This window comes from Streptomyces venezuelae ATCC 10712 (assembly GCF_008639165.1).
GTDB classification, from domain to species: Bacteria; Actinomycetota; Actinomycetes; order Streptomycetales; family Streptomycetaceae; genus Streptomyces; species Streptomyces venezuelae.
This window is the reverse complement of sequence record NZ_CP029197.1, coordinates 2,108,616-2,123,694: the sequence shown is the minus strand read 5'-3', so window position 1 is coordinate 2,123,694 and position 15,079 is coordinate 2,108,616. Positions and strand designations below refer to the sequence as shown.

At 71.0% G+C, this 15,079-nt stretch carries 12 protein-coding genes; 8 read left to right on the top strand and 4 right to left on the bottom strand.

Going from position 1 to position 15,079, the window contains the following annotated elements; translation table 11 throughout:
- Window positions 1–4: 4 nt before the first annotated feature.
- On the bottom strand, window positions 5–883 hold the full coding sequence (locus DEJ43_RS09410) for a DUF4344 domain-containing metallopeptidase (RefSeq protein WP_015033106.1): 879 nt from the start codon (window positions 881–883) through the stop codon (window positions 5–7).
- Between the two features lie 134 nt (window positions 884–1,017).
- Window positions 1,018–1,626, bottom strand: a complete 609-nt coding sequence (locus DEJ43_RS09405; protein ID WP_015033104.1) for a TetR/AcrR family transcriptional regulator — start codon at window positions 1,624–1,626, stop codon at window positions 1,018–1,020.
- Between the two features lie 99 nt (window positions 1,627–1,725).
- On the opposite strand from DEJ43_RS09405, the gene DEJ43_RS09400 reads away from it, so the two are divergent.
- Both DEJ43_RS09400 and DEJ43_RS09395 read left to right on the top strand, forming a co-directional pair.
- Complete coding sequence (locus DEJ43_RS09400; RefSeq protein WP_015033103.1) at window positions 1,726–3,231, top strand: APC family permease; 1,506 nt, start codon at window positions 1,726–1,728, stop codon at window positions 3,229–3,231.
- Window positions 3,177–4,745 (top strand): amidohydrolase, encoded by a 1,569-nt coding sequence (locus DEJ43_RS09395; RefSeq protein ID WP_015033102.1) that lies wholly within the window; start codon window positions 3,177–3,179, stop codon window positions 4,743–4,745. The genes DEJ43_RS09400 and DEJ43_RS09395 overlap by 55 nt, the downstream gene beginning before the upstream one ends.
- Here DEJ43_RS09395 and DEJ43_RS09390 read toward each other — a convergent pair.
- Together DEJ43_RS09390 and DEJ43_RS09385 are read right to left on the bottom strand one after the other, a co-directional pair.
- Window positions 4,729–5,691 carry a phosphatase PAP2 family protein gene (locus DEJ43_RS09390; RefSeq protein ID WP_015033101.1) on the bottom strand — a complete coding sequence of 321 codons (963 nt, stop codon included), beginning with the start codon at window positions 5,689–5,691 and terminating at the stop codon, window positions 4,729–4,731. The two genes, DEJ43_RS09395 and DEJ43_RS09390, sit on opposite strands and share 17 nt — an antisense overlap.
- Before the next feature lie 111 nt (window positions 5,692–5,802).
- Entirely contained in the window at window positions 5,803–6,831 is a 1,029-nt protein-coding gene (locus DEJ43_RS09385) for a LacI family DNA-binding transcriptional regulator (RefSeq protein WP_015033100.1), read from the bottom strand.
- 348 nt (window positions 6,832–7,179) lie between these two features.
- On the opposite strand from DEJ43_RS09385, the gene DEJ43_RS09380 reads away from it, so the two are divergent.
- From DEJ43_RS09380 to DEJ43_RS09355, 6 genes are all read left to right on the top strand, one after another.
- Window positions 7,180–8,454, top strand: a complete 1,275-nt coding sequence (locus DEJ43_RS09380; protein ID WP_015033099.1) for an extracellular solute-binding protein — start codon at window positions 7,180–7,182, stop codon at window positions 8,452–8,454.
- Between the two features lie 19 nt (window positions 8,455–8,473).
- Window positions 8,474–9,487 carry a carbohydrate ABC transporter permease gene (locus DEJ43_RS09375; RefSeq protein ID WP_041662312.1) on the top strand — a complete coding sequence of 338 codons (1,014 nt, stop codon included), beginning with the start codon at window positions 8,474–8,476 and terminating at the stop codon, window positions 9,485–9,487.
- Between the two features lie 44 nt (window positions 9,488–9,531).
- Window positions 9,532–10,371: a sugar ABC transporter permease gene (locus DEJ43_RS09370; RefSeq protein ID WP_086024677.1), complete on the top strand. Its 840-nt coding sequence runs from the start codon at window positions 9,532–9,534 to the stop codon at window positions 10,369–10,371.
- 62 nt (window positions 10,372–10,433) lie between these two features.
- The gene (locus DEJ43_RS09365; protein WP_015033096.1) at window positions 10,434–12,101 is read left to right on the top strand and encodes a glycoside hydrolase family 13 protein; all 1,668 of its coding nucleotides are present in this window, start codon (window positions 10,434–10,436) and stop codon (window positions 12,099–12,101) included.
- Window positions 12,089–13,156, top strand: coding sequence for a LacI family DNA-binding transcriptional regulator (locus DEJ43_RS09360; protein ID WP_078508631.1), 1,068 nt, complete (start codon window positions 12,089–12,091; stop codon window positions 13,154–13,156). Before DEJ43_RS09365 ends, DEJ43_RS09360 begins: the two co-directional genes overlap by 13 nt.
- Window positions 13,157–13,292: 136 nt before the next feature.
- Window positions 13,293–15,008, top strand: a complete 1,716-nt coding sequence (locus DEJ43_RS09355) for a carbohydrate-binding module family 20 domain-containing protein (protein ID WP_015033094.1) — start codon at window positions 13,293–13,295, stop codon at window positions 15,006–15,008.
- Window positions 15,009–15,079: the final 71 nt, after the last annotated feature.

Below are 15,079 nucleotides of genomic sequence, written 5' to 3'. Positions count from 1 at the left end.
GGCCTCAGGTCTTCAGGTAGGGCTGGAGCAGGGTGCTCCAGGCCCGGTTGATCTTGTCGTACTCGTCGGGGCAGCGGACGGCCCGGGACTCCGGCAGCGGTGCTTCGGGGTTGGCCGAGGTCTGGACGACGACTCCCTCGTACACGGCGGGGTCGGAGCCGTACAGCCAGCAGATCGCGTTGTAGTAGCGCTGGGCGTCGAGCGAGTGCTCGTCGGCCAGCTGCCCGGTGAGGTCGCCCTGCTCCGAGGCGCGGGCGAGGGCGCCCCAGGCCTCGATGGCGCTCACCGCGTATCCCTGGTGCAGGGAGTCGCCCGCGAGCAGCAGGGTGGCCAGCTGGTCGGCCGCGTCCTCCTCGCGCCCGGTGCTGGGCAGCTCGTAGATGTCGATCAGGGCGTGCCCGAACTCGTGGAAGACCACGCTGTTGGAGATGCCGATGAGGTCGTCCTCGGTGGCCCGGTTCTGCTGGGCCTCGGTGCCGGTGGTGTTGAGTTCGCCGAAGAGGCCGCGGTAGGCGGAGACGAGTCCGTAGCAGAAGGTGATCGACCCGGTCTCCGGGTCCCAGAAGGCGTTCACCTCGTCGCAGCTGGTGGCCGTCAGCGGGACGTCGGCGGGCAGTCCGATCAGGGCGTTGGCGTGCGCCGCCGCGCTCTCCAGGACCTCGTTCTCCTGCAGGAACTCCTGTTCCACCAGGTCCTGGGATGTCGCGGCGGGTTGGTAGTCCACGACGAGAAGTCCCGGTCCGGGGGCGGCGGGTGCGGCAAGTCCCGGTCCGGGGGCGGCGGGTGCGGCGGCCGGGGCGGGCACGGCGGGTGAGGTGAACGCGAGGGCCAGCAGGGTCGCGACGGTCGTCAGCGCGGCCGCCCAGGTCCGGCGGAACAGCATGCTCGTCTCCGATCGTCACCGGTCCCGTCCGGGTCCGGGGATGCCAGGAGCGGAGGGCACGAGCCACCTCCGTGGTGCGGCCGAGGCGCCAGGGCGACGGGTCCCGACGGACCGCACACAAAAAGCATAGGCCTCTACGGGGCGTTCAGCAGCCTCCGGACGTGCGCCAGGTAGCCCGCGAGCGCCAGCTCGAAGGACCGGTCCGTGGGGCCTCCCGCCACCGCGGCGAGGGCGCGGGCCAGTTGCGGGGTGGCCGCCTCGTCCGTCAGCTCCCACATGGCCTCGGGGGCGGCCATGTCGAGGGCCGAGCCGAGGACCAGGTTCTCCAGGGCGATGATCACCGGCATGACGTCCGGGAGGGCGAAGCCCGCGTCGAGGAGGAGGGCGACGGCCTTCTCGTACTGCTCCAGGACCCGGGGGGCGCGCACCGGTGAGGTGGTGAGCAGCGGAATCGCCTTCGGGTGGGCGGCGAAGGCGGCCCGGTAGGACCGTGCCCAGGCGGCGACGGCCGTCTCCCAGGGGCGTTCGTCGAGGGTGCCGCTGTCGATGGCGGCACAGACCCGCTCCCGCAGGAGCTCGACGATGCCGTCCCTGCCGTCCACATGGTGGTACACCGACGCCGTCTGCACGCCGAGTCGCCTGGCGATCTGGGGGACGCTGAAGTCGCCCTGTTCGTCGACGAGTTCGAGTGCCGTGGTGGTGATGCGCACCCGGTCGAGGAGGGGCTTGTGGGGCCGGCCCATGGACGTTCTCCCGCTGTTCAGGTCTTCCCGAATCGTTGGACACGAGGCTACATTGCGCCAACCGAAAGCCTTTAGGTTTACGAGAAGGGCTTCTCCCGCATGTCCTCACCCACCCCCGACGAGCCCCCACGACTGAGAACCGGCACCCTCACCACCGCCGACATCTCCTTCTTCGTCGTCTCCGCCGCCGCCCCGCTCACCGTGATGGCCGGCGTCGCCCCCATCGCCCTCGTCCTCGGCGGCATCGGCGCCCCCGCCGGCTACCTCCTCGCCGGCATCACCCTGGCGATCTTCGCCGTCGGCTTCACCACCATGAGCCGCCACGTCCGCAGCGGCGGCGCCTTCTACGCGTACATCGCCCAGGGCCTCGGCACCCCGCTCGGCATCGCCGCCGCCCTCGTCGCCATGGTCGGCTACAACGGCATGGAGATCGGCGTCTACGGACTCCTCGGCTCCGCCACCAACGACACCGCCCACGCCCTGTGGGGCGCCGACCCGCCCTGGCTCCCCATCGCCCTCGCCGGCCTCCTGGTCATCTGGTACGGCGGCTACCGCTCGATCGACTTCGGCGCCAAGGTCCTCGGCATCCTGCTCGTCGCCGAGACCGGCATACTCGTCCTCCTCGCCGGCGGCGTCCTCATCGAGGGCGGCGCGAACGGGCTCTCCCTCGCCTCTTTCGCCCCCGGCAACGTCCTCGTCCCCGGCACCGCCGCCGTCCTGGCCTTCGCCTTCTCGGCCTTCACCGGCTTCGAATCCACCGTGATCTACCGCCGCGAGGCCCGCGACCCCGCCCGCACCATCCCCCGGGCCACCTACATCGCCGTCGGCTTCCTCGGCCTCTTCTACGCCTTCGTCGTCTGGACCGTCATCCAGGCCTTCGGCGACGACCGGGTCGTCGAGGCCGCGGCGGGCGACACCGGCGGACTCTTCTTCGCCGCCATCACCACCTACGTCGGGTCCTGGGCCGCCGACCTGATGCACGTCTTCATCGTGACCAGCATCATCGCCTCGCTGCTCGCCTTCCACAACGCCATCAACCGCTACTGCCTGGCCCTCGCCGAGGAGGGCGTCCTGCCCGCCGCGCTCGGCCGGATCCACCCCCGCCACCGCTCCCCGTACGTCGCGGGCCTCGCCCAGACCGCCCTCGGCGCGGCCGTCGTCCTCGGCTTCGCGGCCGCCGGCGCCGACCCGTACACCCAGCTCCTGCTCTGGGTGAACACCCCCGGGATGCTCGGCCTCATGGCGCTGATGCTGCTCGCCGCCCTCGCCGTCGTCCGCTACTTCCGGCGCGTCCCCCACCAGGAGGGCGCCCTGCGCACCCTCGTCGCCCCCGGCACCGCCGCCGTCCTCCTCGCCGTCGTGATCTGGCTGGTCGCCTCCAAGGTCGAGCTCTTCACCGGGGCGTCCCCGACCGTCAACGCGGTCCTCGTCGCCGTCGTCCCCGCCGTCCTCGTCCTCGGGCTCGTCCTCGCCCACCGGCTGCGCCGCACCCGCCCCGAGACCTACGCCCGCTTCGCGGCGGAACCCACCACCGAAGGAGAAGCGGAACCGTGTCCGCACCCGACCTCGTCCTCGTCAACGGCCGCGTCCGCGACCCCGAGCTGACCGGCGCCACCGCCGTCGCCGTCCGGGACGGACTGATCACCGCCCTCGGCGACACCACCGACGCCCGCGGCTGGCGCGGCCCCGGCACCGAGGTCGTCGACCTCGGCGGCGCCACCCTCACACCCGGCCTCACCGACGCCCACAGCCACCCCGTCTGGGGCCTGGAGATGTTCACCGGCACCGACCTCTCCGGCGTCACCGACCTCGAAGGACTCCGGGAGGCACTGCGCACCGCCGAGCGCCGCGACGGCTGGATCACCGGCTTCGGCCTCGACCACAACGTCTTCGGCGGCCGGCCCGTCCACCACGACCTGATCGAGGACGTCCTCGACGGCGCCCCCGCCCACCTGCGCCTCTACGACGGCCACTCCGCCCTCGTCAGCGCCACCGCGCTCAAGGCCGCCGGCATCACGGGACCCCGGGCGTTCGCCCAGCTCTCCGAGGTCGTCTGCGACGCCGACGGCCGCCCCACCGGGCACCTCGTCGAGCACGCCGCCATGGACCTGATGACCCCGGTCCTGCCCGCCCAGCCGTACGCCGAGCGCCGCGACCGGCTCGTGGAGCTGCTCACCGCCATGGCCGCCACCGGCCTCACCTCCGCGCACGTCATGGACCTCGGCGGCCACGACGTACCCGGGCTCCTGACCGCCCTGGAGGAGGACGGCGAGCTGCCGCTGCGCCTGAGGCTCGCGCCCTGGTGCATGCCCGGCGTCGGCGAGGAGGAGCTGGACGGGCTCGTACGGCTCCAGGGCCGGGCCGGCCGGCTGTGGGCGGTCGGCGGCGTGAAGTTCTTCATGGACGGCACCGTCGAGGGCGGCACCGCCTGGCTGGAACACGCCGACTGCCACGGCCGGGGCACCGACGCCTTCTGGCCCGACCCGGCCGCGTACTCCGCCGCCGTCGGCCGGCTCCACCGCGCGGGCGTCGGCACCGCCACCCACGCCATCGGCGACGCCGCCGTCCGGCACGTCCTCGACACCGTGGAAGGCCTGGGTACGGGCGGTCCCCGCCACCGGATCGAGCACATCGAGACGGTCCCCGACGACCAGCTGGGCCGCTTCGCCGCGCTCGGTGTCGTCGCCTCCATGCAGCCCCCGCACACCGCGTACACCCGCGCCGACCACACCGACGAGTGGTCCAGGCGGCTCGGCGAGGAGCGGGCGGCCCGCGCCTGGCGCTGCCGTGACCTGCGGGACGCCGGGGCGCACCTCGCGCTCGGCTCGGACTGGCCCATCGCGCACTTCGACGCCCGTCAGGTCCTCGCCACCGCGCGGGCCCCGCGCGGCGCGGCCTCGGCCCGGCACGGGCTGACGGGGCTGATGGCGCTGGAGGGGATGACCACGCACGCGGCGGTCGCGGCGGGGGAGGAGCGGTTCGCGGGCCGGATCGCGCCCGGCTACCGGGCCGACCTCACGGCCTTCGCCGTCGACCCGGTGGAGGCGCCGGCGGACGAGACCGGGCAGGCCCCGATCCGGCTCACCGTCGCCGGCGGCCGGATCACCTTCCGGAGCTGACCGACTCCTCGGAGCCGCTCTTCTCCCGGACGGCCTTCGCCGCGGCGCCGGTGTCCGTGGCGTCGTCCGCGTCCTCGCGGTCCGCCTCCGTCTTCGGGGGCGGGCCGCTGCGCGTCACCGCGCCGGGGACCGGTTCGACGAGCTTGGGCAGTCGGTGCGGCCGGGAGCCGTACCAGAAGTAGGAGACGGCGAAGCCGAAGGAGAGGCAGATCATGCCGCCGACCGCGTCCAGCCAGAAGTGGTTCGCGGTGGAGACGATCACGACGAGGGTCGCCGCCGGGTAGAGCAGGCCGAGGATCTTCGCCCAGGGCGCCTTGGCCAGCAGGAAGATCGTCAGGCCGCACCAGAGCGACCAGCCGATGTGCATCGACGGCATCGCCGCGTACTGGTTCGACACGTGCTTGAGGTTGCCCGAGGCCATCGAGCCCCACGTCTGGTGGACCAGGACCGTGTCGACGAAGTCCTGGCCGTTCATCAGCCGGGGCGGCGCGAGCGGGTACAGGTAGTAACCGACCAGGGCCACACCGGTGGTGGCGAACAGCACGGTGCGGAACGCCGCGTAACGGCCCGGGTGCCATCGGTACAGCCACACGAGCACACCGATGGTCACGACGAAGTGCAGCGTCGCGTAGTAGTAGTTCATCGACACGATCAGCCATGTCACCGAGTTCACGGCATGGTTGACGGCGTGCTCGAAGGCGAGCCCGAGGGACTCCTCCGCCTGCCAGATCCAGTCAGCGTTCTTCAGCGCCTGGGCCTTCTGCTCCGGCACCGCGTTGCGGATGAGCGAGTACGTCCAGTAGCTCACCGCGATGAGCAGGATCTCGAACCAGATCGTGGGACGCCGGGGCGCGCGCGCACGCAGGCGCGCGAACCTGCCGTCGGCCACGATGGGTGACGACGGGGTCGTCCGGTTGTCCAAACTCTTCACGGTCGTTTCACCCATAGGGAGAGAGTCTGCCAGATCCCTTCCCCCCGACCGATCATCCCTCGGACGGGTTCGGGGCGCACCCGGTCCACCTCAGGAATGACACCGGCGGGGCGGGAGCCGTAGGGGTCAGGCGCGTACGGGGGGCGGGGCCGACGCGGTCGATCCGCGGACGACCAGCTCGGGCATGAAGACGAACTCGGAGTGCGGGGCCGGGGTGCCCCCGACCTCTTCGAGCAGCGCGCGGACCGCCGCCTGCCCCATCGCCTGCACCGGCTGCCGGATGGTGGTCAGCGGCGGATCGGTGAACGCTATGAGCGGGGAGTCGTCGAAACCGACGACGGAGACGTCCCTGGGCACGTCGAGCCCCTGCTGCCGGGCGGCCCGGATCGCGCCGAGCGCCATCATGTCGCTCGCGCAGACCACCGCCGTGCAGCCCCGGGAGATCAGCGCCCCGGCCGCCGCCTGGCCGCCCTCCAGGGTGTAGAGCGAGTGCTGGATCAGCGCCTCGGACTCCTCGGGGGAGAGCCCGAGCCGCTCCGCCATGCCCTGCTGGAAGCCCTCTATCTTGCGGAGCACCGGCACGAACCGCTTCGGTCCGACGGCCAGCCCGATCCTGGTGTGCCCGAGCGCGGCCAGGTGCGTCACCGCGAGGCGCATGGCGGCCCGGTCGTCCGGGGAGACGAAGGGCGCCTGGACCTTGGGGGAGAAGCCGTTGAGCAGGACGTACGGGACGCCCTTGCCGCGCAGCTGGTCGTAGCGCGTCATGTCGGCGGTGGTGTCGGCGTGCAGCCCGGAGACGAAGATGATGCCGGCGACGCCCCGCTCCACCAGCATGTCGGTGAGCTCGTCCTCGGTGGACCCGCCGGGGGTCTGGGTGGCGAGGACCGGGGTGTATCCCTGCCGGGTCAGGGCCTGCCCGATGACCTGCGCGAGCGCGGGGAAGATCGGGTTGTCCAGTTCGGGGGTGATGAGCCCGACGAGCCCCGCGCTGCGCTGGCGCAGTCGCACGGGCCGCTCGTAGCCGAGCACGTCGAGCGCGGCAAGGACGGATTCACGGGTGGCCCCGGCCACACCGGGCTTGCCGTTGAGCACGCGGCTGACTGTGGCCTCACTGACCCCCGCCTGGGCTGCGATGTCGGAGAGCCGCGCGGTCATGAGGATGGACTGTACCGGTCACAGGGCGTATTGCCCACCGCACAGGTGATGCAAGCCACCCTGCAAGGTCTTGCAGGAGTTGCGGGGCGCCCGGGGCGGGGCGGGGGCGTGCGCGCGGGGCCGCGCGCCGCCCGAGGGGCGTGTGTCAGCTGGTGTCAAGCGATTCAACGGCAACCTTCGGGACACGCGGATGTAACGATCGCCGGTCCTTGCAGAAAGTTCTCGCAAGGTCTTTCGGCTCGTTTTCATCCCTGTTACGTTCCTGGCAACCCGGAGCGCCGCGAGGGAGCGGTCGCATGAGGAAGGTTCCTGCCCCTCGTCACCCCGGGATCAGTTGAAGGAGTTCACATGCGGCGTGGCATAGCGGCCACCGCGCTGGTCGCCGCCCTGGGCGTGACCCTGGCGGCGTGCGGAAGTGACAGCGGTTCGGGCGGCGGCTCGAAGGGCTCGGGCGAGCTCTCCGGCACCGTGACCTGGTGGGACACCTCCACGGTCGGCTCCGAGGACAAGGTCTTCAAGAAGGTCGCCGAGGACTTCAAGAAGAAGCACCCCAAGGTCACCGTCAAGTACGTGAACGTGCCCTTCGGCGAGGCGCAGAACAAGTTCAAGAACGCCGCGCAGTCCGGCTCCGGCGCCCCCGACGTCATCCGCTCCGAGGTCGCCTGGACCCCCGAGTTCGCCGACCTCGGCTACCTCGCGCCGCTCGACGGCACCCCGGCCCTCAAGGACGCGGACGACTTCCTCAAGCAGGCCTCCGCCTCCACCCAGTACAAGGGCAAGACCTACGCGGTCCCGCAGGTCATCGACTCCATGGGCATCTTCTACAACAAGAAGATCTTCAAGGAGGCCGGCGTCGAGGTCCCCAAGACCATCGCCGAGCTGAAGACCGTCTCCGCCACCATCAAGCAGAAGACCGGCAAGACCGGCCTGTACCTGCGCGGCGACGACCCGTACTGGTTCCTCTCCTTCCTGTACGGCGAGGGCGGCGACCTCGTCGACGCCGAGAAGAAGTCGATCACCATCGACAACCCGGCCGGCGTGAAGGCCCTCGCCACCGTGAAGGACCTGGTCGACTCGAAGGCGGCGATCACCGACGCCACCAACGGCTGGGACAACATGCAGGCGTCCTTCAAGGACGGCAAGGTCGCGATGATGATCAACGGCCCGTGGGCCGTCGCCGACACCTTCGCCGGCAAGGAGTTCGCCGACAAGGCCAACCTGGGCATCGCCCCGGTCCCGGCCGGTTCCGCCGGCCAGGGCGCCCCGCAGGGCGGCCACAACCTCGCCGTCTACGCGGGCTCCAAGAACCTCGACGCGTCCTACGCCTTCGCCGAGTACATGACCTCGGCCGAGACCCAGACGACGATCGCGAAGGAGCTCAGCCTGCTCCCGACCCGCCAGTCCGTCTACATCAAGCCGGACGTCGCGACCAACGAGCTGATCACCTTCTTCAAGCCGGTCGTCGAGAAGTCGGTCGAGCGCCCCTGGATCCCCGAGGGCGGCAGCCTCTTCGAGCCGGTCAAGGTCGAGTACACCAAGGTGCTCACCGGCCAGACCACCCCGGAGGCCGGCGCCAAGGCCATCGGCGACTCGTACCGCAAGCTCCTGAAGGACTGGAAGTAGAAGGAAGGCAGGCCGGCTGATGGCTGTGGACACTCCCAGCCAGTCGGTGGCGAAGGCCGCGGGTGACGGTGTCACCCGCGGCCGGAGCCGCGGTACTGGTGACAACGGCGGCGCCGTGCGTCGATCCCTCTCCACCCACTGGTACGCCTGGGCCATGGTCGCCCCGGTGGTCGCCGTGCTCGGCGTGATCATCGGATACCCGCTGGTCCGCGGCGTCTACCTGTCGTTCACCGACGCCAACGAGCGGAACGTCGCCCGCAGCATCGGCGTGAACGAGATCCCGGCCACCTACGAGTTCGTCGGCCTGGACAACTACGTCGACGCGGTCACCGGCAGCCAGTTCCTCGCCACCCTGGGATGGACGGTCCTGTGGACCGTCTCCTGCGTGGCCGTCACCTTCGGCCTCGGCCTCGCCCTCGCCAACGTCCTCAACCGCAGGATCGCCGGCCGCTCCCTCTACCGGATGCTGCTGATCCTGCCCTGGGCCGTCCCCGGCTTCGTCTCCGTCTTCGCCTGGCGCTTCCTGTACGACGAGCGCCGCGGCATGCTCAACCAGATCCTCTCGGGCGTCGGCATGGACGGCATCCCGTGGCTCAACGACCCCACCTGGGCCAAGTTCTCGGTCATCGCCGTCAACGTCTGGCTCGGCATCCCGTTCATGATGGTCGCCCTCCTCGGCGGGCTCCAGTCCATCCCCGGCGAGCTCTACGAGGCCGCCGAGATGGACGGCGCCAGCGCCTGGCAGCGCTTCCGGCACATCACCATGCCCGGGCTGCGGTCCGTCAGCACCACGGTGATCCTGCTCAGCACCATCTGGACCTTCAACATGTTCCCGGTGATCTTCCTGCTCACCCGGGGCGGGCCCGGCGAGGCCACCCAGATCCTCGTCACCCAGGCGTACAAGTTCTCCTTCGAGATCAGCCCGCGCGACTTCGCCCAGTCGTCCACCTGGGGCGTCCTCATCCTGGTCCTCCTGATGGTCTTCGCCGCGTTCTACCGGCGCGTCCTCCGCAAGCAGGGAGAAGTCTGGTGACCACCACGACCCCCGCCCCCCGTACCGCGGGCACCCCCCAGGTCATGAACGCCCCGGTCCGCAACCGGCGTTCGCCGCTCGCCTCGGTGGGGCTGCACGTCACGCTGATCGTGACCTCCGTGATCGCCGTCTTCCCGGTGCTGTGGGTCCTGCTGACCTCGCTCAAGCCGGCGAAGTACGCGACCACGACGGACTTCGTCAAGGAGACGACGCTCGAGAACTACACGAACCTGCTGAACGACACCCCGTTCCTCACCTGGTTCGGCAACTCGCTGCTCGTCGCCGGCCTCACCACCGTCATCGGCGTCTTCATCGCCGCCACCACGGGCTACGCGGTCAGCCGCTTCCGCTTCCCCGGCAAGCGCGGCCTGATGTGGACGCTGCTCATCACCCAGATGTTCCCGGTCGCCGTCCTCATCGTGCCGATCTACAACATCATGGGCACGATGGGCCTGCTCAACCAGCCGGCCGGCCTGGTCATCACGTACCTGACCATCGCCGTCCCGTTCTGCGCCTGGATGATGAAGGGCTTCTTCGACACCATCCCGCGCGAGATCGACGAGTCCGGCTACGTCGACGGCCTCACGCCCTTCGGCACGTTCTGGCGGCTGATCCTGCCGCTCGCCAAGCCGGGCATCGCGGTCACCGCGTTCTACTCCTTCATCACCGCCTGGGGCGAGGTCGCCTACGCCTCCGCCTTCATGGTCGGCGACGAGAACCTCACGCTCGCCGGCGGACTGCAGAAGTTCGTCAACCAGTACGGCGCCCAGTGGGGCCCGATGTCCGCGGCCTCCGTGCTCATCGCCATCCCCGCCGCCCTGGTGTTCCTCTTCGCCCAGCGGCACCTCGTCACCGGCATGTCCGCCGGTGCCGTCAAGGGCTGACGGCCCTGAGCCCGCCCGCCGAACGCAACCCTGTACGCACCTCCTTACCTCCCAGGGAAGACATGACCCAGCATCTCGCCACCCCGGCCGACGCCCCGACCACCGGCACGCACACGGGCTGGTGGAGAGACGCGGTGATCTACCAGGTCTACCCGCGCAGCTTCGCCGACGGCAACGGCGACGGCATGGGCGACCTGGAGGGGATCCGCAGCCGGCTGCCGTACCTCAAGGACCTCGGCGTCGACGCCGTCTGGCTCTCCCCGTTCTACGCCTCCCCGCAGGCCGACGCCGGCTACGACGTCGCCGACTACCGGGCCATCGACCCCATGTTCGGCTCGCTGCTCGACGCCGACGCCGTGATCCGCGACGCCCACGAACTGGGCCTGCGCATCATCGTCGACCTGGTCCCCAACCACTCCTCCGACCAGCACGAGTGGTTCCAGCGCGCGCTGCGCGAGGGCCCCGGCTCGGTGCTCCGCGAGCGCTACCACTTCCGCCCCGGCAAGGGCGAGAACGGCGAACTCCCGCCCAACGACTGGGAGTCCATCTTCGGCGGCCCCGCCTGGACCCGCACCGAGAACCCGGACGGCACCCCCGGCGACTGGTACCTCCACCTCTTCGCCCCCGAGCAGCCCGACTTCAACTGGGAACACCCCGCCGTACGCGACGAGTTCCGCTCCATCCTGCGCTTCTGGCTCGACATGGGCGTCGACGGCTTCCGCGTCGACGTCGCCCACGGCCTGGTCAAGGCCGCCGGCCTGCCCGACCTCGGCGCCCACGACCAGCTGAAGCTGCTCGGCAACGACGTCATGCCCTTCTTCGACCAGGACGGCGTCCACGAGATCTACCGCTCCTGGCGGCAGATCCTCGCCGAGTACGACGGGGAGCGCATCCTCGTCGCCGAGGCCTGGACCCCGACCGTCGAGCGCACCGCCCACTACGTGCGCCCCGACGAGATGCACCAGGCCTTCAACTTCCAGTACCTGGGCACCCACTGGGACGCCGCCGAGCTGCGCCGCGTCATCGACGACTCGCTGGCGGCGATGCGCCCGGTCGGCGCCCCCACCACCTGGGTGCTGTCCAACCACGACGTCACCCGGCACGCCACCCGCTTCGCCAACCCGGCGGGCCTCGGCACCCAGCTCCGCGAGCCCGGCGACCGCGAACTCGGCCTGCGCCGCGCCCGCGCCGCCACCCTGCTGATGCTGGCCCTGCCCGGCTCGGCCTACGTCTACCAGGGCGAGGAGCTCGGCCTGCCCGACGTCACCGACCTGCCCGACGAGGTCCGCCAGGACCCGTCGTTCTGGCGGGCGTCCGGCCAGGACGGCTTCCGCGACGGCTGCCGGGTGCCGATCCCGTGGACCGTCGAGGGCGGCTCGTACGGCTTCGGCGCCGGCGGCTCCTGGCTGCCGCAGCCCGCCACCTGGGGAGCCCTGAGCGTCGAGGCGCAGACCGGCGACCCCGGCTCCACCCTGGAGCTGTACCGCAGCGCGCTCGCCGTGCGGCGCGCGCAGCCCGGACTCGGCGCGGGCGAGACCGTCGAGTGGCTGGAGGCACCCGAGGGTGTGCTCTCCTTCCGCCGCGACGGCTTCGCCTGCGTCGCCAACACCACCGGCCGGGCCATCTCCGTCCCGCTGCCCGGCCGGTTCCTTCTCTCCAACGAGGAGATCTCGATCGTCGACGACGAAGCCGTTCTGCCCGCCGACACCACCGCCTGGTGGGCGGTGTGACGATCCCCCTGCCGCGGGGCGCCGGGAACGGCGCGCCGCGGCTCGCGGACATCGCGGCCCAGTCCGGGGTGAGCGAGGCCACCGTCAGCCGGGTCCTCAACGGCAAGGCGGGGGTGGCCGGGGCGACCCGGCACAAGGTGCTCGCCGCGCTGGACGTGCTGGGCTACGAGCGTCCGGTACGGCTGAAACGCCGCAGCGCGGGTCTCGTCGGGCTCGTCGTGCCCGAGCTGACCAACCCGATCTTCCCGGCCTTCGCGCAGGTCGTCGAACAGGTCCTGGCCGGGCACGGCTACACCCCGGTGCTCTGCACCCAGATGCCCGGCGGCGCCACCGAGGACGAGCTCGTCGAGCAGCTGGTGGAGCGCGGGGTGGCCGGCATCGTCTTCCTCTCCGGCCTGCACGCGGACGCCTCCGCCGACCCGGCCCGCTACGCCCGGCTGACCGCCCGGGGCGTGCCGTACGTCCTCATCAACGGCTACAACGAGCACATCGACGCCAACTTCGTCTCCCCGGACGACCGGGCGGCGGCCCGGATGGCCGTCCGGCACCTGGTCGAGCTGGGGCACGAGCGCATCGGCCTCGCCATCGGCCCGACCCGCTACGTGCCCTCGCGCCGCAAGGCCGAGGGTTTCACCGCCGAGCTGTACGAGCTCCTCGGCATCGAGCGCGCGGACGCCGAACGGTTCATCAGGCCCACGCTCTTCGGCGTCGAGGGCGGCCACGCGGCCGCCGACATCCTGCTCCGCGAGGGCTGCACCGGCATCGTCTGCGGCTCCGACCTGATGGCGCTCGGCGTGATCCGCGCCGTCCGGGCCCGTGGCCTCGACGTGCCCGGGGACGTCTCCGTCGTCGGCTTCGACGACTCGCCGCTGATCGCCTTCACCAGCCCGCCGCTGTCCACCGTGCGCCAGCCCGTCCAGGCCATGGCGACGGCGGCCGTCGGCGCGCTCCTGGAGGAGATCGAGGGCAATCCGGTGCAGCGCACGGAGTTCGTGTTCCAGCCGGAGCTGGTGGTGCGCGGCTCGACGGCGCAGCCGCCGCAACTCCTTGCGTAACGCGTTGCATTGCGGCGCGCGAACCCTTGACCGCACGCCTGTACGCCCCTAGCGTCGCGGCTGAAAACAGTTGCTGAACTTTTCGGCAACTTCTTGCGAGCCGCTCTTGCGACAGGGACGTCGTACAGGAGGAAACATGGCAAGGAAGTCCGTGGCCGCCGCACTCGCCCTCGTGGCGGGAGCCGCCGCCGTGGCCGTCACGGGAAACACGGCGGCGCAGGCCACACCGCCCGGGGAGAAGGACGTCACCGCGGTGATGTTCGAATGGAACTTCGCCTCCGTCGCCCGCGAGTGCACCGACCGCCTCGGCCCCGCCGGATACGGATACGTCCAGGTCTCCCCGCCCCAGGAACACCTCCAGGGCGGCCAGTGGTGGACCTCCTACCAGCCGGTCAGCTACAAGATCGCCGGACGCCTCGGTGACCGCACCGCCTTCAAGAAGATGATCGACACCTGCCACGCGGCCGGCGTCAAGGTCGTCGCCGACTCCGTCATCAACCACATGGCGAACGGCTCCGGCACGGGAACGGGCGGGACCCCGTTCTCCAAGTACGACTACCCGGGCCTCTACTCCGGCGCCGACATGGACGACTGCCGCGCGACGATCTCCACCTACCAGGACCGGGGCAACGTCCAGAACTGCGAACTGGTCCAGCTCCCCGACCTCGACACCGGCGAGGACCACGTCCGCGGGAAGATAGCCGGCTACCTCAACGACCTGCTCTCCCTCGGCGTCGACGGCTTCCGCGTCGACGCCGCCAAGCACATGCCGGCCGCCGACCTCGCCGCCATCAAGGCGCGGCTCAGCAACCCCGGCGCGTACTGGAAGCAGGAGGCCATCTTCGGCGCGGGCGAGGCCGTCTCCCCGAGCGAGTACCTCGGCAACGGCGACGTCCAGGAGTTCCGCTACGCCCGCGACCTCAAGCGCGTCCTGCAGAACGAGAAGCTCGCCTACCTCAAGAACTTCGGCGAGGCCTGGGGGTACATGCCCTCCGCCCAGTCCGGCGTCTTCGTCGACAACCACGACACCGAGCGCGGCGGCGACACCCTCAGCTACAAGGACGGCGCGAACTACACCCTCGCCTCCGTCTTCATGCTCGCCTGGCCCTACGGCTCCCCGGACGTCCACTCCGGCTACGAGTGGACCGACAAGGACGCCGGCCCGCCGAGCGGCGGACAGGTCAACGCCTGCTACACCGACGGCTGGAAGTGCCAGCACGCCTGGCGCGAGATCTCCTCCATGGTCGCCTTCCGCAACACCGCGCGCGGCCAGGCCGTCACCGGCTGGTGGGACAACGGCAACAACGCGATCGCTTTCGGCCGCGGCTCCAAGGCGTACGTGGCCATCAACCACGAGACCTCGGCGCTCACCCGCACCTACCAGACCTCGCTGCCCGCCGGCACCTACTGCGACGTCCAGTCGAACACCCCCGTGACGGTGAACGGCTCCGGCCAGTTCACCGCCACCCTCGGCGCCCACACCGCCCTCGCCCTGCACGTCGGCGCGATGAACTGCGGCTCCGGCACGACCACGCCACCGCCGACGACCCCGCCCGCCACCCCGGGCGCGTCCTTCAACGCCACCGCCACCACCGTGGTCGGTCAGGACATCTACGTCACCGGCAACCGCGCCGAGCTCGGCAACTGGTCCCCGGCCGCCGCCCTCAAGCTCGACCCCGCGACGTACCCCGTCTGGAAGCTGACCGTCGGCCTGCCCGCCGGAACCGCCTTCGAGTACAAGTACCTCCGCAAGGACGCCGCCGGAAACGTCACCTGGGAGTCCGGCGCCAACCGCACCGCGACCGTCCCCGCCTCCGGGCGCATCGTCCTGAACGACACCTTCCGCAGCTGACCTCCCGCACCTGACAGGGCCGCCCCACCGGGGCGGCCCTCCCACCCGTACCCCCGTCCCTCCTCCAGGGA

Excerpts from the sequence above, each read along its gene's own strand:
- DEJ43_RS09410 (WP_015033106.1), bottom strand. The coding sequence starts at position 883 with ATGCTGTTCCGCCGGACCTGGGCGGCCGCGCTGACGACCGTCGCGACC.
- DEJ43_RS09405 (WP_015033104.1), bottom strand. The coding sequence starts at position 1,626 with ATGGGCCGGCCCCACAAGCCCCTCCTCGACCGGGTGCGCATCACCACC.
- DEJ43_RS09400 (WP_015033103.1), top strand. The coding sequence starts at position 1,726 with ATGTCCTCACCCACCCCCGACGAGCCCCCACGACTGAGAACCGGCACC.
- DEJ43_RS09390 (WP_015033101.1), bottom strand. The coding sequence starts at position 5,691 with ATGGGTGAAACGACCGTGAAGAGTTTGGACAACCGGACGACCCCGTCG.
- DEJ43_RS09385 (WP_015033100.1), bottom strand. The coding sequence starts at position 6,831 with ATGACCGCGCGGCTCTCCGACATCGCAGCCCAGGCGGGGGTCAGTGAG.
- DEJ43_RS09380 (WP_015033099.1), top strand. The coding sequence starts at position 7,180 with ATGCGGCGTGGCATAGCGGCCACCGCGCTGGTCGCCGCCCTGGGCGTG.
- DEJ43_RS09375 (WP_041662312.1), top strand. The coding sequence starts at position 8,474 with ATGGCTGTGGACACTCCCAGCCAGTCGGTGGCGAAGGCCGCGGGTGAC.
- DEJ43_RS09370 (WP_086024677.1), top strand. The coding sequence starts at position 9,532 with ATGAACGCCCCGGTCCGCAACCGGCGTTCGCCGCTCGCCTCGGTGGGG.
- DEJ43_RS09365 (WP_015033096.1), top strand. The coding sequence starts at position 10,434 with ATGACCCAGCATCTCGCCACCCCGGCCGACGCCCCGACCACCGGCACG.
- DEJ43_RS09355 (WP_015033094.1), top strand. The coding sequence starts at position 13,293 with ATGGCAAGGAAGTCCGTGGCCGCCGCACTCGCCCTCGTGGCGGGAGCC.